At 63.7% G+C, this 16,639-nt stretch carries 18 protein-coding genes; 9 read left to right on the top strand and 9 right to left on the bottom strand.

Annotated features, from left to right (window positions below; all coding sequences use genetic code 11):
- Positions 1-97: 97 nt before the first annotated feature.
- The 3 genes from AB3M81_RS07320 to AB3M81_RS07310 are packed head-to-tail and all read left to right on the top strand — an operon-like array spanning position 98 to position 1,925.
- Positions 98-895 carry a thymidylate synthase gene (locus AB3M81_RS07320; protein ID WP_412903274.1) on the top strand — a complete coding sequence of 266 codons (798 nt, stop codon included), beginning with the start codon at positions 98-100 and terminating at the stop codon, positions 893-895.
- A complete protein-coding gene (locus AB3M81_RS07315; protein WP_412903273.1) occupies positions 895-1,440 on the top strand; it encodes a P-loop nucleotide/nucleoside kinase family protein in 546 nt (181 codons plus the stop codon). Before AB3M81_RS07320 ends, AB3M81_RS07315 begins: the two co-directional genes overlap by 1 nt.
- A complete protein-coding gene (locus AB3M81_RS07310) occupies positions 1,437-1,925 on the top strand; it encodes a dihydrofolate reductase (RefSeq protein WP_412903272.1) in 489 nt (162 codons plus the stop codon). Before AB3M81_RS07315 ends, AB3M81_RS07310 begins: the two co-directional genes overlap by 4 nt.
- Here AB3M81_RS07310 and AB3M81_RS07305 read toward each other — a convergent pair.
- The gene (locus AB3M81_RS07305; protein WP_412903271.1) at positions 1,910-2,230 is read right to left on the bottom strand and encodes a hypothetical protein; all 321 of its coding nucleotides are present in this window, start codon (positions 2,228-2,230) and stop codon (positions 1,910-1,912) included. The two genes, AB3M81_RS07310 and AB3M81_RS07305, sit on opposite strands and share 16 nt — an antisense overlap.
- A complete protein-coding gene (locus tag AB3M81_RS07300; protein WP_412903270.1) occupies positions 2,227-2,415 on the bottom strand; it encodes a hypothetical protein in 189 nt (62 codons plus the stop codon). Before AB3M81_RS07300 ends, AB3M81_RS07305 begins: the two co-directional genes overlap by 4 nt.
- A 209-nt stretch (positions 2,416-2,624) precedes the next feature.
- On the opposite strand from AB3M81_RS07300, the gene AB3M81_RS07295 reads away from it, so the two are divergent.
- Positions 2,625-3,101, top strand: a complete 477-nt coding sequence (locus tag AB3M81_RS07295; RefSeq protein WP_412903269.1) for a hypothetical protein — start codon at positions 2,625-2,627, stop codon at positions 3,099-3,101.
- A gap of 3 nt (positions 3,102-3,104) precedes the next feature.
- On the opposite strand, the gene AB3M81_RS07290 is transcribed toward AB3M81_RS07295, so the two are convergent.
- Both AB3M81_RS07290 and AB3M81_RS07285 read right to left on the bottom strand, forming a co-directional pair.
- Complete coding sequence (locus tag AB3M81_RS07290) at positions 3,105-3,488, bottom strand: hypothetical protein (RefSeq protein ID WP_412903268.1); 384 nt, start codon at positions 3,486-3,488, stop codon at positions 3,105-3,107.
- Positions 3,489-3,609: 121 nt separating this feature from the next.
- Entirely contained in the window at positions 3,610-4,545 is a 936-nt protein-coding gene (locus AB3M81_RS07285) for an SGNH/GDSL hydrolase family protein (protein WP_412903267.1), read from the bottom strand.
- 99 nt (positions 4,546-4,644) lie between these two features.
- On the opposite strand from AB3M81_RS07285, the gene AB3M81_RS07280 reads away from it, so the two are divergent.
- The gene (locus AB3M81_RS07280; protein WP_412903266.1) at positions 4,645-5,958 is read left to right on the top strand and encodes a DUF7007 domain-containing protein; all 1,314 of its coding nucleotides are present in this window, start codon (positions 4,645-4,647) and stop codon (positions 5,956-5,958) included.
- Positions 5,959-6,029: 71 nt separating this feature from the next.
- A complete protein-coding gene (locus tag AB3M81_RS07275; protein ID WP_412903265.1) occupies positions 6,030-6,680 on the top strand; it encodes a hypothetical protein in 651 nt (216 codons plus the stop codon).
- 3 nt (positions 6,681-6,683) lie between these two features.
- Here AB3M81_RS07275 and AB3M81_RS07270 read toward each other — a convergent pair whose 3' ends face one another.
- Positions 6,684-7,250 carry a GNAT family protein gene (locus AB3M81_RS07270; RefSeq protein WP_412903264.1) on the bottom strand — a complete coding sequence of 189 codons (567 nt, stop codon included), beginning with the start codon at positions 7,248-7,250 and terminating at the stop codon, positions 6,684-6,686.
- Between the two features lie 154 nt (positions 7,251-7,404).
- Here AB3M81_RS07270 and AB3M81_RS07265 point away from each other — a divergent pair, with 154 nt between their 5' ends.
- Positions 7,405-7,599: a helix-turn-helix transcriptional regulator gene (locus AB3M81_RS07265; RefSeq protein WP_412903263.1), complete on the top strand. Its 195-nt coding sequence runs from the start codon at positions 7,405-7,407 to the stop codon at positions 7,597-7,599.
- A 410-nt stretch (positions 7,600-8,009) separates the two neighbouring features.
- Positions 8,010-8,867, top strand: coding sequence for a tyrosine-type recombinase/integrase (locus tag AB3M81_RS07260; RefSeq protein ID WP_412903262.1), 858 nt, complete (start codon positions 8,010-8,012; stop codon positions 8,865-8,867).
- Here the strand turns inward: AB3M81_RS07260 and AB3M81_RS07255 are convergent.
- The 4 genes from AB3M81_RS07255 to AB3M81_RS07240 all read right to left on the bottom strand — a co-directional run bounded on the left by AB3M81_RS07255 (position 8,857) and on the right by AB3M81_RS07240 (position 15,451).
- On the bottom strand, positions 8,857-9,987 hold the full coding sequence (locus AB3M81_RS07255; RefSeq protein WP_412903261.1) for a Fic family protein: 1,131 nt from the start codon (positions 9,985-9,987) through the stop codon (positions 8,857-8,859). The two genes, AB3M81_RS07260 and AB3M81_RS07255, sit on opposite strands and share 11 nt — an antisense overlap.
- Before the next feature lie 1,119 nt (positions 9,988-11,106).
- Positions 11,107-13,164, bottom strand: a complete 2,058-nt coding sequence (locus AB3M81_RS07250; protein ID WP_412903260.1) for an acyltransferase family protein — start codon at positions 13,162-13,164, stop codon at positions 11,107-11,109.
- Between the two features lie 80 nt (positions 13,165-13,244).
- Positions 13,245-14,060 (bottom strand): hypothetical protein, encoded by an 816-nt coding sequence (locus AB3M81_RS07245; protein ID WP_412903259.1) that lies wholly within the window; start codon positions 14,058-14,060, stop codon positions 13,245-13,247.
- 116 nt (positions 14,061-14,176) lie between these two features.
- On the bottom strand, positions 14,177-15,451 hold the full coding sequence (locus tag AB3M81_RS07240) for an RNA-guided endonuclease InsQ/TnpB family protein (RefSeq protein WP_412903258.1): 1,275 nt from the start codon (positions 15,449-15,451) through the stop codon (positions 14,177-14,179).
- A gap of 422 nt (positions 15,452-15,873) precedes the next feature.
- Between AB3M81_RS07240 and AB3M81_RS07235 the strand changes: the two genes are divergently transcribed.
- Positions 15,874-16,617, top strand: a complete 744-nt coding sequence (locus tag AB3M81_RS07235; protein WP_412903257.1) for a hypothetical protein — start codon at positions 15,874-15,876, stop codon at positions 16,615-16,617.
- The last annotated feature ends 22 nt before the right edge of the window (positions 16,618-16,639 follow it).

Raw genomic sequence — 16,639 nt, 5'->3', positions numbered from 1 at the left:
CCGCTGAGGTGGGGGTGAACCGAGGATATGAACGTGCAAGTGCCAACACCCATCCCCGCTCCGGTGGGGGCAACCAACACCGAATGATGGAGCACTCGTGCAGCAGTATCAGGATCTCGTCCGCCACATCCGAGACAACGGCGTCGTGAAGTCCGACCGCACCGGCGTCGGCACCACCAGCGTGTTCGGCTACCAGATGCGGTTCGACCTCGCGGACGGGTTCCCGATGGTGACCACGAAGCGCGTCCCGTTCAAGAGCATGGCCGCCGAACTCGTGTGGTTCCTGTCCGGTTCGACGAACAACGACGACCTGAACGCGCTCGGCTCGACCATCTGGGACGAGTGGGCCGACCCGGAGACCGGCGACCTCGGCCCCATCTACGGACTGCAGTGGCGTTCGTGGCCGAACTACGACGGCACCTACACCGACCAGATCGCTGACGTCATCGAGCAGATCAAGACGAACCCCGACAGCCGTCGCCTCGTCGTCTCATCGTGGAACGTCGCGATGCTCGACGACATGGCGCTGAACCCGTGCCACGCCCTCTTCCAGTTCTACGTCACCAACGGGCGTCTCTCGTGCCAGTTGTACCAGCGGTCCGCAGACGTGTTCCTCGGCGTCCCGTTCAACATCGCGTCCTACGCGCTGCTCACCCAGATGGTCGCGCAGGTCTGCGACCTCGAGCCCGGCGAGTTCATCCACACGATGGGTGACGCGCACCTGTACCTGAACCACGCCGAGCAGGTCGAGGAACTCCTCTCCCGTGAGCCGAAGACCCTCCCGACACTCTGGCTGGACCCGGCCGTTAAGAACATCGACGACTTCACCATCGACTCGTTCCGTCTCGACGGCTACGACCCCCACCCCACCATCAAGGCACCGGTCGCCGTCTGATGACTGCTCTGTTCATCATCGGTGGCCACGCCGGAACCGGGAAGACCACGTACGGGCACAGGCTCGCCATCAAGACCGGCGCCGTCCTCCTCGACAAGGACACCCTGTCGCTGCCGTTCGTGAACGTGCTGTGTGAGCAGTTGACCGGAGACCCGGACGACCGTCACACCGACACGTACCGGGAACTGGTTCGCCCGTTGGAGTACCAGACACTCATGGCCGCCGCATGGACGAACCTCACCGTGTCGTCGGCTGGCGTGATCGTGGTCGCCCCGTTCATCGAAGAGTTGAACGACCCGACATGGGTTGCCGGGCTCCAAGCCCAGTGCGACGCCCGCCGGATCGGTCTCGCGAAGGTCTGGATGCACTGCCCCGAGGACGTACTCCGCGACCGGCTCATCCGCCGCGGCGCGAAGCGTGACCACCACAAGATCGCCAACTGGAACCGCTGGTACTCCGACGCGGACCCGTCGACCGCCCCCGAAGGCTGCATCGCGTTGAACTCCGCACCCCGCAAGAAGCCAGCCCCGGTGTTCATCCCGTGACCGTCATCATCGCCGTCGCCGTCGGTGCGAACGGTGTCATCGGCCGAGAGAACCAGATGCCGTGGCCTCGCACCGGGGACATGCGCCAGTTCAAGGCGCTCACCCTCGGGCATCCCGTCATCATGGGCCGGTCGACCTACGAGTCGATCGGTAAGCCGTTGCCCGGCCGCACCAGCATCGTCCTCACCCGACAGGCCGACTGGGATCCCGGCCACGACGATGTGGTCGTCGCAGCGAACTTCGGCGAGGCTCTCGTGCGCGCCTACGCCGTCAACCCGGACGTGTTCATCATCGGTGGCGCCGCCGTGTACTCCGAGGCGCGCGCCCGCGACCTCGTGGACGTCATGGTCGTCACGCACGTGCCGCTCTCACCGGACGGCGACGCGTTCTTCGAGCCGATTCAGGCATCCCACTGGACTGAGGTGGATCGGGCGGCCCACTTCGGGACACCGAACTACGAGATCGCGACCTACGTGCGAGCCTGAGTTGTGAGCGTGCCTGCCGGGCCGAGCACACCTTCACGGCGACCCTTCCAGAGCACCCACAGGATCAGGACCATGCCGGGTGCGACGAACGTGTTCGGTAGGACGCCCCACCAGTTCTCGATGGACGCGTTGTAGATGATCCACAGGGTCGCGTTCGAGAACATCATCATGATGGTCGCGGCGCTGACACCGGCGAGCGCGGCCGGGTTGTTGCGGGCCTTCCATGCGACCACGATCTGGGGTAGGAACGCGAACGTGGACAGCAGGGCGGCCGTACCGCCGATGAGTTGGAAGACGATACTCATGAAGTCTCCGTGGCGACGAACGCCGGGTTGAGGGGCAGCAGTCCGGCACGACGGGCCCGCCACAAGACGATGATGATGAGGCTGAGACCCGGGATGAGGAACGCGTTCGGGACGAGCCCCCACCAGTTGTGGATCGCGCCGTTGTAGAACGTCCACAGCGCCGTGTTGAAGAACATCAACGCCATGCTGGAAGCGGACAGGCCCGACAGGGCAGCCGGGTCGTTACGGGCCTGCCACGCACGGAACACCTGCGGGAGAAACGCGACTGAGGACAAGATGGCAGCGAGCGCACCGACGAGTTGAACGATGAGGGTCAAGAGGGGTTTCCGTATCGGCGCGGCAGAGAAGATGACCCTTGAGACATGCGGCGAGCGACGCCACACACCTCGCTGTCATGAGTACACGAGACGTCAACGTTGAAAAGGGCAAGCAGGGCTTCCAGCCTCGCGCGCCGAAGCCCGAAACCAGCAAGGGACTCCCAACCGAACCGCACGACGCGAAGTTCGGCCCGCACGCCGACACGGTCAAGTCCATCTGGACGGACTACCACGCCGACGAACTCGACATCGACAAGATCGACCAGTACTACCGCGAGATCTCCAAGACCCACGTCCGTTCCAAGGATGACGACGGGTACGACCCGTCGAGCCGGTTCGCCGCCACCAGCGAGGTCAACGAGGTATTCGCCGAGTACCTGTTCGATCGGTACCCCAACGGGTCCACCGGGTCCAAGGCGGAGAAGAAGTTCCTGTTCGAGCACGCGTGGGAACGTGGACATTCGGACGGCATCCGCGCCGTGGAGAACGAGTACATCGACATGATCGATTTCCTCGACGGACTCCACAAGGCCCGCCAGACCCACACTCCCTGACCGTCAGGTGACCTCGGCCTCGATCTTCGGCATCCGAGCCGTCTCCTCGAACATCGGGCCCTCGTACGGGGCGATGCTCGCCTGCATGACCTCGGGGATCCGGTAACGGCGGTCCAAACGAGCCGCGTGCGCAACCAGCATGAGTGTCAGGGCAGTACCCGGAACGACGATGATGTTCGGGACGATCCCCCACACGTTCGCGATCGACACGTTGTAGTACGTCCACATGAGCGACGACACGAGCACCATGAAGGTCGTCGGGACGTTGATGCCTGCGAGGGCGCCGAAGTTGCCGCGCTTCGCCCACGCTTGGATGGTTTGGGGAACGAACTGGACGGTCGAGATGATCGCCGCGAGAGCACCGACGATCGTCACGGTGACTGGCATGAAACTGCTACTCCTAAGTCGGGTGGGGACATAGGAGGACATGCGACAAGCGCAAGACGAAACCCCCGAAACTTGAACGTTTTCGGGGGTTTCGTGATCAAACTCACTCAGACGGTGGTGTTCAGCGGGCCTTCCAGTTCGGCCGGTTGATGACCTGTGCCTCGAACTTCGGGGCCTCGCGGTTCAAGTTCAGCATGAACCAGCCGGAGATCTCGTTGTTGCCTGCGAGGTTCGGGTGAGTGCCGTCCACGGTCATCTTCTGCGGCAGGATGCCAACGTTCACCCAGTACAGGCCTGCCTTCTTCACCTCGTCGGCGTAGATGAACGCCACCCGGTCGCGGTCGGCTCGAATGGCGGGCCCGCGCGGGTACATGAACGCGATCTGTGTGGTCGGGAGCCCGGCGGCCTTCGCCTCGGTCTTCAACAGCGCGATGTAGTCGCGGACCTTGGCGCGGATGAGTTCGTTGGAGTTCTTCGCGGTCGTGCCGACCTTCACGGTCTTGTAGGAGACCTTGTTCACGGTCTTCGTGACGGTCTTGGTTACCGTCTTACCCTTGACCTCCACCTTGACCTTGGTCTTCTGCCGCACCTTCGTGACGACCTTGACCTTCTTGTTCACGGTGGTGCAGCGACGCCAGTCGTTCGCGCCGACCTCCACGATGAGCGCGTCGAACTTCTTCTTCCGCAGGGCATTGCGGGTACGGACGCCGTGGTTCGTGAGCGGGTTCTTGTCCATCAACTTGCAATGCTCGACACCACCCCGTGCGATGATGCCGGTTCCGGCTTCGGCTGAGGTGAGCATGGTCGCGTTGAGCCGCTGCCCGACCATCGACCACCAGCCTTGGTTCGCGTGCCCGGGGATGTTGTTGTAGCGGGCGGTGATGGAGTCACCGACAACCATGATGGTGGGTTTGGCGGCCGGTGCGGCACCGTCAGACACGGTGGTGGCCGAGGTGGTGGCTGCGATGGCTGGGCTGGCGGCGGTGAGGCTCGCTCCGAGCGCCGCCACGGCAGTCATGGACAGGACGGCACGCGCGAAGCGAGTCAAAGTGTTCACGCCTAGAGGTATGCGGCGAGAAGCCCGTCACGTAACCACATGATTCGGCTGCCATCCGAGTTCAGATGCGGCCTGAACCCACCCCGCACACCATCTGGCATGACCCTTCGTAACCGTGACACCAACGGCAGCAACGGCCGCCCCTCCAGTAGCCACCCGACCCAGTTCGCCGAGAAGGCCCTCGCCGAGTCGAGCACGGGGATCGCTGTCGCCGACGACACCTATTGGGGTGACACCACGAACATCCGTGCGGGTTCACGCACGCCGTGGGGTTCGGCGCAGGTCGCTGAACATGTCGCCGACGGCATCACTGTCGTTCACTGCGGCGGTCACGGCGGCATCAAGTTGAGCCCCGAACGGAACAAGGCCGTTCCCGCGCCGCTGCGTCAGAAGTCCGGCTGGTACGAGGAGGACTGCGAAGCGCAGATCGTCGGCTGGGTTCACCCCGAAGCGTTCGGCCACTACCTCGACTCCGACGACGAGCGCCGCGACTACTTCGAGGCCAGCATCAAGAACTGGTACCCCGACGAGTACGCCAAGGCGACCGGCAACCCGGTCACCGTCGAGGAGTCGTCCGTCCTGCGTGAACGGATGCAGCGCGAGAACATCTCCGCATTCCGCGCCCAGCACGGCAACGACTTCATCACCACGAACGTCGTTCGCGACACCCTCGACGACGACTGGCTCCCCGACGGCTACCGTCTCGCGGCCGCCAAGCGTGACGCCACCGGCGAGGAGCGGTACTTCCTGCTTCCCGAGCACGAGGCCGTCAAGGACAGCATGATGCAGCGGGACGTCCTCATCGACCCGAAGCGTCACCTCGACGTCACCGACGTGGTGAACACCCAGATCGACGCGAAGTGGCCGTTCGCTCGGGAAGAGGACATGCCCGTCATCAACGACCTCGGCATCTCCTACGACCACCTCACCCCGGCCGCGGCGGACCGTGCTCGCAAGGAACTTGACCAGCGGTTCCGATTCGACGACGGCAACGGAGGCAAGGTGGTCGAGACGTTCGGCGAGCACCTCGCCCGTGTCGGCGTGAAGTCCAAGTCCGTCCATCACGCCGGTGAGGGCAAGTCCGACATGACCGTCACACTCGCCGACGGTTCCCACTACGGCGTCAAGAAGGCAGCGTTCGACGCTCTCACCGGAGTGCCTGACGTCACCCGCCGCACCACCCGTGAGGCGATCGCGTTCAGTGCGTCAGCGGCCCGGATGAACAAGATGAACCGGTGGGCTGACCCGGACAAGTACGACAAGGCCTCCGCGAAGCACGAGGCCCTGCACGCCGAGTACCGCAAGGTGCTCGCGGAAACCGACGAGGAAGCCAAGGTCTGGCAGGACCAAATGCGTGCTGCCCGCAAGGCTGCGTTCGACCGTCTCATCGCTGAGCGCGGCATCGAGATCTGACCCGGGTTCCACCGATCCGGGCGGCGGGCTGCAGATATGCTTGACGGCTCATGAACACTCACGAAGCGAACATGGTGTTCGTCGCCATGCAGCAGTTCGCCCGCCCGGTCATCAGGCAGTACTTCAACGCGGACTCTTGCATCGCGTCCACCCGCGTCGGGATCAACGTGCTCCGCCACTTCGGCATCGGCGCGAAACCTCTCGCGTTGAGTGTGCTCGTCATCAACGCCGAAGGCTCCCGCCTCATGAGGGACGAAGGTGTCGAAGCGTTCCAGCGTGCCATCCGCGCTTCCCAGCCGGAGGACGAAGGTGGCCCGTGGTCCATCGGCGTCGGCGCTCAACGCAGCCCGCTCGACATCGCACTCGACGCATGGCAAGGACATCTCATCGTCGAGATCCCTCAGTTCCGCACGTTCATGGACCTGTCGATCGATCAGGCGAACCGGCCGTTGAAGAACATCGACCTGACACCCCACTACTTCACGCTCGAACCCGGCGACCCGTGGCTCGAGGGCACCGAACCGGTCATGGAGATGTTCGCCGCCGACGGAACGACGCTCGTGCTGGATCGCAGGGCGCCGGACCCGGAGGGGTTCCGCAAGTCCACGAACTGGACCGGGAACAACGGCCTATCGGCGGCGCTGGCCGAATGCACGGACGAGATCATCGCTGAGGTGGAGAAGTTCTTCATCGAGGCCGGTCGCGTCTACGGTCAACCCTGACGTCTACTTCAACGGGTATTCGGGGTCCATTCGGTCCCAGTCCCGCACGAACGTGTACTCCGACTTCGACACGTACACCTGACCTCCCGGCAGGAGCGGGAGATGGTCGGCGAACGCTGCCGCTCCTGACTCGCTGAACTCGCCTGTCGTGTACATCTCGATACCCCCGTGACGTTGGCGGGCGATCTCGATGGCCCGGGCGCCGTACCCCTTGCCTCGTTGGTCGGGTCGAACTTCGATGTCACAGGCGGCGAGACCGTAAGGGTGCTCGGACGGGTGGAAGCGGTAGTGCAGCATCACGACGGGGGTGTCGTCGATGAGAAGCCACTGGTGATGGACGCGTGAGTCTGGTCCGCGCCACCCGGGGGCGGAACGGTCCACAATCTCTGTGTGGTCGTCGATACGGAGGCGTTCCTCGAACGGCGTGTACCGCGAACCTGACGTGTAGACCGGTCCCGCTGGGGCGCTCTGGTCGTCGTTCACGAGAGCGACGGTACTCGGCTCGACCCTCGGAACGGTCACGAACCGGCCACTGTTGCCGCGCGGATGTTTCACCTTGTCGAAGGTCATGCCCGGGAGGTATGCGGTCCGGTGCCGATACGACTTTTCGCTCCAGTTCCGGGAAACCGACACGCGCCGTCTCAACATGCGGGACAACTCCGAAAACTTCCTGACGACCCTCACACCCAGTCCTGTGTACGGAACAACAGGAGGAGACACCCCCATGAACACCACCGACACTGGCCTGCGAGAGATCCTGAGCATCGAAGACCTCGCCGCGGAGTTGCAGATCCCCAAGCGGACCATCTACAACTGGCGGGCCGAGTCCCCGAAGAAGGGGCCCAAGGGGTTTAAGGTGGGGAAGCACCTGAGGTTTCACCGCGCCGATGTGGATAAGTGGTACGAGTCGTTGATGTGAGAGAGGCGAGAGACCCCGGCCCATCACACGACTACGACCACTGAGAGAGCGACTCAATGGCGCGACCACAGACACCCCTGAACGCTTGGGGCAAGATCAGCGTTGACAGGAGCCCCGGCGGCTGGACGGCGCGCGGCATCTACCGGGACTTCACCGGCAAGAAGCACGACTGGTCCTCCACCGCACCCACCAAGACTGAGGCTGAGCAGTCCCTTCGAGCCAAGTCCGATGCCTTCGTCGTGGGCAGTGGGGACACCTTCCACTCGGAGATGACCGTCGAAGCCCTCTTCCACGCTTGGATCGACGACAAGAAGAAGAACGAAGGACTCGGCAAGCACGCCGCCGACGACTACGAGCAGGTGTGGCGCCTCCACCTGTGCGAACGGTTCGGACGCCTGTCGTTGCGTGAGGTGACCACCGGCGCCGTCCACGACCACATCAACTCCCTGTCGAAGTCGAACTCCCGACGCGGGCGAGTCGTCCTCAACGGCATGTTCGACCTCGCCGAACGACTCGACGCCATCCAACGGAACCCTGTCCGGGCGACGAAGCGGAAGAAGGAACGAGCCAAGGCCGTTCAGGCGCTGTCTCTGGAACAGATCGACCGCGTCCGCTCGGTGATCTACAAGCACGACAAGACCCGCCGCGGACCCAAGTCCGGGTACACCCTGTCGGACTTCTTCGACATCATGATCGGCACCGGGCTGCGACCCGGCGAGTTACTCACCCTCCAATGGAGCGACATCAACCTCCGCTACAAGGGCAGCAAGGTGACCATCTCGGTGACCGGCACGCTCCAGCATCGCGACGGGAAGCAGAAGGGTCCACTCGTCAAGAGCGAGTACCCCAAGACCGACGCGGGCATCCGTACGTTCATCGCTCCCGGATACGTCGCGACCATCCTTCGGCGCCTGCACCGGAACCGCTCCATCACCCCGACGAACGCTGTCTTCCACACGCGCTCGGGCGGGTTCGTGTCCCTCAACAACATCGACCGCGCACTACGCAACATCCGAGAGGATCTTGACCTCGAATGGATGACCGCGCACACCCTCCGAAAGACCGCCGCGACACACATCACCGAGGAACTCGGTGAGGAGCAGGCAGCACGCGTTCTCGGTCACAACGACCAAGCGGTCACCCGCAAGTACTACATCGACAAGACCCGCTTCACCGGCGACGCGACACCTGCGCTGGAAAGGCTCGGACCTGACTACCGGGCGAGCCACCTGCGGGTCGCGTCCGAAGGTGAGGAAGTCACCGGCTGAAACCGTCCGTCCGCAGGCCGAGTGTGAGTGCGTCAGAGATGTCTCTGGCAACCCACACTCGGCCTCTCTTCTTTCCAGTGACCTCCGTCAGCAGGCCGAGACCCTCGAGTGTCTCGATGGCTGCACGAGAGGACGTCGCCGGGACACCCAGAACGGTCGACGCGGTGAGCACCGTGGTTGCCGGGATGGTGAACAGGGCGTCGATGAGACGGGTCGCCGCGGAGTCCGCCCGGGACATGTTCACACTCCTCATCCGGTCGTGTACAGCGGCCAGTTCATCGACCACTTGGCAACCCCACTGGGAGGCTCGGGAAACGGCTGTCGAGAACACCTGAACGATCGGCTCGACCTCACCGTCACGAAACGCCATCAGGGCGTCGTAGTAGGACCGCTTCATCGTGTCGATGAAAGGCGAGATCGGAAGCACCGTCCGCTGGCTGACTCCGGCGCTCGCCAGCATCGCGTGAACGAGTGCACGACCGGTCCGTCCGTTGCCATCGGAGAACGGGTGGATCGCCTCGTACTGGGCGTGCGCGAGAGCGACATGCAGCAGTGGCGGGATGTCGTATCGGCCGGTGAACGCCACAAGGTCTTCAAGCGCGTCCGGCACCCTTTCGGGCTTCGGTGGAACGAACACCGCAGCGCGGGGCCCGGACCAGCCCCCGCCGATCCATGAGACGGATTCACGAACGAACCCGGCACGCGGATCGACACCATCCATCAGGGCCGAGTGGAACGTCCGAAAGGTCTCGAACGTGATGTCGTCACGCGTCCAGAATGCCATCTCGGTGAGGGTCCGGTTCTGGTGCACGAGCAGGGTTGCGTCGGTGAACTTTCGGGTCGCGCGAGCGACGAGCAGTTCCTCGACGGTGGCGTGGATGTTCTCGATTCGAGATGACCCGATGGCCTCGACGGTCGCCATGAGCCCGAGGGCGTCGGCGCCGAGTTTCGCGTGCGCGTACTCGTCGAACCGAGAAGCCGAAGAGGTGGCCGAATCGAGTGCGGTGAAAGCGGCGAGGGAGACGTTCGGGGTCGCCCCGGCGATGGGCGGCATGACTGCCGTGGAGATGGACTCGCGTCCCTTGTACGGGTGCTCCCACGAGTACTTCTCCGTCTTCACCTTCGGCCATTTTGAGGTCGTCAACGGTATGTCACCTAACTGAGAATGCCCTACATCGTTACGCAGACATATGCGACTAAACCTGCACAACGGGAACGACATGCCAAGTCTTGCGACATGACGATCTCGATCGCGAGAAGCGGGTCGCAAAGCGGCAAGGAGAGTCACGCGACCACCCACAAAACACCCACAAAACCCCGGCGTCGAGCACCCACAAAACCCTGCACTTGAACCACCCACAAAACCCCCACCGGCACCCATAGAACCCGAGTCGAGCGCCCACAAAACCCATGCCGTCGCCGCCACATTCGCTGCAAACACTGGCCAAAAAGCACCCACAGAACTCACTGCGAGCACCCACAAAACCCCGGCTGCGAGCACCCATAAAACCCTGCAGGATCGGTAGCCGGTGACAGCCCGCCCTCAACCCCTCAGAGGGCATCGAAGTAACGACCGGAGAGGACCGGAGCGATCGCTCAGAACAGCCTTCAACTCATGTCGTTGCACGCTTGGTGTTGATCGTTTCGTGGGTGTTTTCTGGGGATACGGCCCTTCTGGACCAATTTCCACCCTCGAAAAACCCTGCAACCCCAGCAAAAACTGCTGAATTGAACCTGCGACCCCTTGTTGCAGGTTCAATTCCCAGAAAGACGCCCGATCTGCCCTGCAATGACAGGCATTCTTCCCTGCAATGCCAACAAGAACGGCTCATCCCAAAACTCATGTCCGTTCCGGTTCGATACCCGTTGAGGGCCAACTACACTGGGTGTTTCGTGGGTGTTTTACGGAGTTTTGTGGGTGTAAAGTGGGGATGGTTCAATTTCTGAACAGACCGATCTGCCACCCCGCCGGAGCACGCAACGAGCACCCGCGCGGCGACCACAAGAGTGCCCCAGTCAGGCCGCCACAACCCTCATCGCGGTTGGTTCAATTTCGCCCCATCCAGTGACGGGCCGTTGGTTCAATTTGTGGACGTCCGCACTGCAACCCCGGCGCCGACCGGGTGCCCAGTACACCGGCTGGACTTGGTCAGTTTCGTGCACGTAGACCGCCACGACGATGGGTCAATTTCAGTCCGCAGGCAAGGCGCCCCGGCTGGTTCAATTTCAGGCCCGCGAATCAGGTCGAAGAGTCCCTCGCCAGAGCACCCTCGAGGACCGGAGCGAACCGGGGCGCCAACGACTTCGAGAACGTCTTGGTGAAGTGCAGCGTGTCACGGAACACGACCCGACGATCCGCGACGGGGACGCACTCGCCGTCCTTGCAGTACGCGTTCATCGTCGGGATGTACGCCACGTTCGGAAGCACCTTCGCAACCTCGTCAGTGGTCCGCAAACCAGCCGATGACCACGAGCACTTCTTCACGCTCAAACGCTTCGACAGGCACTCGGGAACCTTGAACGGGGCAATCACCGACGACTGCACCAGAGCGGTCTTGATGCCCGCCTTCTGGAACCGGCGGAGGCTCGACGCCATACCCCGGGTCGCGTCTGCGACGTTACGGGCCGAAGCAGTTCCGTCGGTGCCGACCATCTTGGTGAGGCTGTTCTCCGAAGCGCCGATGATCACCAGATCGGGGCGCTCGTCGAGCACCACGTCGATGACGTCTTCACGCCATGTCGCGCACTCGGTCCAGAACTCGTCGGGATGCTCGGGCCGGTACCGGTTGATGTCGGCGATGGTGCAGGCCGACTTCGCGAGCACAGTGATGGCCCACTCTCCGCGGGCGGCCTTTTCGACGGCCGGGAAGACAGCCGAGGAGATGGAGTCACCGATGATGAAGACGCGATTCGTGGAGGTCTTGTTGCCGAACGTGCACGCTTTCACGTCCGACACATTCGGGTCCGGGTACGCGATCTGGCATCCGGCCGTACGCATGTCCTTTTCGTCCTTCGGTGCGGTCGCCAGAGCGGGCTTCACGTCGGTCACCGAATCGTCGAAGACGGGCTTGTTCGGGGCGGCTGGCTTGGACCCGATCTGGTCGAGCGTGGCGTGCCTCGTGGTGTCCAATTCAGAGGACCGAATCTGGGTCGAGATCTGGACGGTCACGAACACCATCGAAGCGGCCATCGCGACCGACACGATCGGGCGTGTCATGACCCGTAGTCCGTTGCTGTTCCGGATGGGGTTCTCGACCCCGTGGAAGGTCACCACCGAAGCCGCGACGGAAGCCGCCACGAGGGCCAGTCCGGTGGTCAGCGAATCACTGCCGGTGATGTGCCAACCGAGGGCGAGGAACGGCCAATGCCACAGGTACAACGAGTAGGAGATGTCGCCGACGTAGGTGACCGGGCGCAGCGACAGAAAACGCCCCAGCAGACTCGTCCCGGACCCGGCAGCAATCAGCGCGAGGGTCGCTACCGTGGGGGCCAGCGCGAGCACCGACGGATAGGTGAGACCAAGCGCACCGGACTCACTCAACCCGAACAGCGAAACGGTCAGCAGGACGACTCCGGCGCCGCCGAGGACCGTCGAGGTGCGGGCCGTCAAAGTACGTCCGGTCATGGCGATCGCGAGGAGTCCCCCGGCGGCCAACTGCCACGCCCGGGCGCCGGTGTCGTAGTACGCCGACGCGGGGTTCGTGAACGACAACCACACGCAGTAGGACAGCGACACGATGGCGACGAGGGTGAGGAATGCACCGGCAAGGAATCGCGGGTTCGGGCGGCCCTTGCGGAACGCGACCCATCCGATGACGGCGAGGAGAACAGGAGCGAGGAGGTAGAACTGCTCCTCCACGGCGAGAGACCAGAAATGACGGAACGCCGATGGTGTCCCGTCAGCGTTCATGTAGTCGTCCCCAGCGAACGCGTAGTTCCAGTTCGCGGAGAACAATGCCGACCACATCGCGTCGGTGGCGAGAGCCTTCCTGTCGAAGTACGACAAGACGGTCGAACCGACAGCGAGAGTAGCGACGAGCACCAGCGCGGACGCGGGAACGAGACGTCGCGCCCGCTTGGCCCAGAACTGCCCGAAGTCGATTCGTCCACGGGTGGTCAACTCGTTGACGAGCAGCCCGATGATGAGGAACCCGGACAGGACGAAGAACACGTCCACACCGACGAACCCACCGGGGATGGGTACTCCTGCGTGGTAGAGGACGACCACGAGGACCGCGACGGCTCTCAATCCCTGCAGGTCCAGTCGTTTCGGGGTGTGGGCGGCGTTGTTCGACACGTGTGGCTCTATGCGTCCCGGGACGACAACACCGGCGCCACCACGAGGGTGACGCCGGTGTCAGACGGTACGTACTCCGGTCAGCGGGGCGCTTCGACACCACCTCGCGCGAGCAAAGCCTGACGCATCTGCACCAGTTCCTTCCACGCCTGCTTCTCGTCCAGTTCGGAATCCGGGTCGCCGACCGCCTTGGCGTACTTCTCCAGCGCCCGCGTGAACTCGTAACGGAGCGAACGATGCTCCTTGGTCTCGCGGCGGGGCGGCTGGTAGGTCAGCAGGGACGCGTCATGCACGACGACCGGCGGGTCCATGCTCTCGAGCCGGGTGACGCTCTCGGTGTCGCCACGGTCAGCCGCAACGTCGACGGCGTGAGCGCGCGCCTCCTCGAACTCGTCGAGACGGTACCGGTTGCCGTTCGTGCGGTCGGGGCTACCGATGGACAGGGACGTGCCGCCGTGGTTGTGGCCCATCCCGAAGGTCTGCGCGTAGAAGACCGGCTCGCTGGCCTCGGACCACTGGATGTCGTCGATGAACAACAGGTTGTCGAACACCTCGACCTCATCAACCCAGTTGCTCAGGTCGGCCTCATGCGGGACCGGGCCCTCGACGTACACCGTCCGCGCGGGCACCTTGTAGGTCGTCGACGTCACCGGGTTCTTGCTGTACGCGACCGGCTCGGGGTGAACCGTCCAGAACTTCCCCTCGAAGTACCGGTATTCGCGGTCGTCGATGGTGAACGCGACGGGCGCGTCCTCCGGGCGAACCGCACGGACACGGACCTTCGTCTCGAACGTCTGACGGTCCCAGTTACCTCGGCCGCCGCGTGGGCCAAGACGTTCAGCGGAGACGATCACGGAGGCCGGGTACTCGAGGTAGAAGAACGGTGCATCATTCATACCTGTTTAAGCCCGGAACCGCGGCCAACTTCGATCTACGGGAAGGGCAGATGACCCCACCGATGTGCGGGTCTTGACATCCTCCCCGCCCTGAAGGACGGGGATTCCTCGGGCCGTCATGCGGCGGCCTTGGGTTGGTTCCTGCGGCCACCAAACTGGTGGTGGGCTTGTGCAGGCGATCCCCCGATGTCCTCGGGTTCTGGGCTCAACTGGGCTCCTCGGTGGAGGATGTTGAGTGCTGCGTTGATGTCCGCGTGGTTCGTGTGACCGCATCGGGTGCAGGTGAAGACCGCTTGGCTCTCGCGGTTCTCTCTGCTGATGTGGCTGCACTGGCGGCAGGTTTGGCTGGTGTAAGCGGCCGGGACCGTGACAACGGCGGTCTTGTGTCCGAGGCGGGTGGCGAACTCGGACCAGCGGGACGCGTGGATCGCCCGGTTCAGGGCTGCCTTCGCCTTGGCCCGGTTCGGCAGGAACACCCCCGCGTTGTCGGGGTCGGGTTTGGGTTTGGGGCGCCGGACCATGTTCGAGACCGTCAGGTTCTCGAGGACCACCAGATCGTAGGTGCGGGCAAGACGGGTGGTTTCCTGTTCGATCCAGTTGGTGCGACGGTCGTCCAACTTACGTCGCAGGCCCGCGAGCCGGTCCAGAGTCTTGGCGCGGTTCGCCGCCTCGGTGTGGATGTTGCGTCCGGCCTTCTTCGCCGCGCGGGTCTGACGGGCCAGTTGTTGTTCGAGGGCCATGAAACGGGCTCGTTCACCGGGTGTCCAGTCGGGCATGTGCGCGAACTCGCCGTCGCTGGTGGCGTAGGTGTTCGCCACGCCCCGGTCGATACCGACCACGGCCCCGGTCCCGGCGACGATCTTGTCCGGGACGCTGGTGGTGAGGCTGACGTGCCAACGGCCGTTCTTCAACGACACCCGCGCGGACGTCGCGGTCTGGATGTAGTGCCAGCCTCGGGTGATGCGGAACTTCACTGGCCCGGCCTTCGGGACCACGATCTGGGCCCACCGGCGGTTGAGTCGTTTCATCCGCACATCGCGAACCACGAACGAGCCAGCGCGGTCGTCCCGCCGCTTGAACGTCGGCCGGTCGGCTCGTCCGGCGAAGAAGTTGGAGTAGGCGCGATCCAGATCCCGCAGAGCGCCCTGTTGCACGATGGTGGACCCGGCACCGAGCCAGTCCAACTCCCCACGCAGAACCGTGAGTTCACGCATCTGTGTGGTGACGTTGACCCGGGGCGCGTTCAAGTCCGGGGACCGGTCATGCTTGGACCGAACCCACCGCTGCCGCTGGTCCAAACCGAGGTTGTACAGGAACCGGGCATGGTCAGCGTGCATACGAAAGACCGCCACCTGCTCCGGTGACGGATACATCCGCTGCTTCACACTCACCCGACGGCACTCCTGACGGTTCGGCCCTACGCCCACCACAAGCCCGACACCACCAAAGACTCGATCACCTCACCGTGACGACTCCCCGAACGGCGCTTACTCCGCCCTAAAGGACGGAGCCTGCGCGCCTCTCAGAAAAGGTCACGTCCCGCGTTCGGTGTGCCCCACGTCACGCCGCATGTACACAGGGCATGCGAACGAGACCTCGGGGAGTCGCACTCGCGCTCCTGACACTCATCCTTCTGCTGACCGGCCTAACCGGAGCCAGCGCGGCCGAACGAGGTTCGTTCTGGTGGATGCAGTTCGGTGACGGCACCCTTCAACCCGGGAAGCGGACCAACGGACCCGCTCTCGTCCTGATCTCAGGGAAGTCGTTCAAGGTCACCCTCGCCGGGACGTCAGGCGTTGTGGACGTCGATCTGATGAGGTCGGGCCGCAAGGTCGCCGACCTCACCTCCGGGCCTGTCGGCGACCCGGGCAGCAACGGCAAGCACAAGTTCAAGCGGACCGTCCCGAAGAACCTGTACGGCAACTACAAGGTGCGAACCCGGTTCATCAGCGACGACGGTCACATCACCGTCGACACATCCCAGACCATCCGTGTCGTCAAACGCGTCCCGCCTATCGCGAAGAAGTACCGAAACACGGTCACCGACGTGGACCCCGGGCATGTGCTGCGGTTCAACGCGTGCGACACCGTCACCATCAGGTACGACGACAAGGCGCTCCCGTCCAAGAAGCGCAAGGCTGCACTCGCTGACCTCAAATGGTCCGCGAACCAGATGACGAAACTGACCAAGACTCCCTACAAGGTCGTCGGCAAGGTCAACAAGAGGAAGCCCGCCAAGATCTTCGTGAAGTGGGGCAACCCGAAGGGGGACGCGCTCGGCATCGCCTACCTCAAGAAGTTCCGACACGTGTCCGGGAACTACTGGGAGATCACACGGACCGCCATCTCGCTCGACAAGAGGGCTCTCGCCAAGGACCGAAACCTGCGCCGGTCGACGATGGTTCACGAACTGATGCATGTAGCCGGTCGCGGTCATGCCAAGCAGTCCACCGGCAACATCATGACTCCCCGCGCTCGAGCGAACGAGAAGTTCAAGGCTACCGCCGCCGACCGGTACGCGATGAAGCGTCTCGGTCGAGGTTACGGGTGCCTGTGACGAATGTGCCCGGCCGTTCGCC

This window comes from Aeromicrobium jepli (assembly GCF_047246605.1).
GTDB lineage: Bacteria > Actinomycetota > Actinomycetes > Propionibacteriales > Nocardioidaceae > Aeromicrobium.
Note: the sequence above shows the minus strand (reverse complement) of the source record. Positions and strands in the feature narration are given on the sequence as shown.

What these genes read in the sequence shown, in the direction of transcription:
- AB3M81_RS07315 (WP_412903273.1), top strand. Translation starts at nt 895, where the DNA reads ATGACTGCTCTGTTCATCATCGGTGGCCACGCCGGAACCGGGAAGACC.
- AB3M81_RS07305 (WP_412903271.1), bottom strand. Translation starts at nt 2,230, where the DNA reads ATGAGTATCGTCTTCCAACTCATCGGCGGTACGGCCGCCCTGCTGTCC.
- AB3M81_RS07300 (WP_412903270.1), bottom strand. Translation starts at nt 2,415, where the DNA reads ATGGCGTTGATGTTCTTCAACACGGCGCTGTGGACGTTCTACAACGGC.
- AB3M81_RS07295 (WP_412903269.1), top strand. Translation starts at nt 2,625, where the DNA reads ATGAGTACACGAGACGTCAACGTTGAAAAGGGCAAGCAGGGCTTCCAG.
- AB3M81_RS07290 (WP_412903268.1), bottom strand. Translation starts at nt 3,488, where the DNA reads ATGCCAGTCACCGTGACGATCGTCGGTGCTCTCGCGGCGATCATCTCG.
- AB3M81_RS07280 (WP_412903266.1), top strand. Translation starts at nt 4,645, where the DNA reads ATGACCCTTCGTAACCGTGACACCAACGGCAGCAACGGCCGCCCCTCC.
- AB3M81_RS07275 (WP_412903265.1), top strand. Translation starts at nt 6,030, where the DNA reads ATGGTGTTCGTCGCCATGCAGCAGTTCGCCCGCCCGGTCATCAGGCAG.
- AB3M81_RS07270 (WP_412903264.1), bottom strand. Translation starts at nt 7,250, where the DNA reads ATGACCTTCGACAAGGTGAAACATCCGCGCGGCAACAGTGGCCGGTTC.
- AB3M81_RS07265 (WP_412903263.1), top strand. Translation starts at nt 7,405, where the DNA reads ATGAACACCACCGACACTGGCCTGCGAGAGATCCTGAGCATCGAAGAC.
- AB3M81_RS07245 (WP_412903259.1), bottom strand. Translation starts at nt 14,060, where the DNA reads ATGAATGATGCACCGTTCTTCTACCTCGAGTACCCGGCCTCCGTGATC.
- AB3M81_RS07235 (WP_412903257.1), top strand. Translation starts at nt 15,874, where the DNA reads ATGAGGTCGGGCCGCAAGGTCGCCGACCTCACCTCCGGGCCTGTCGGC.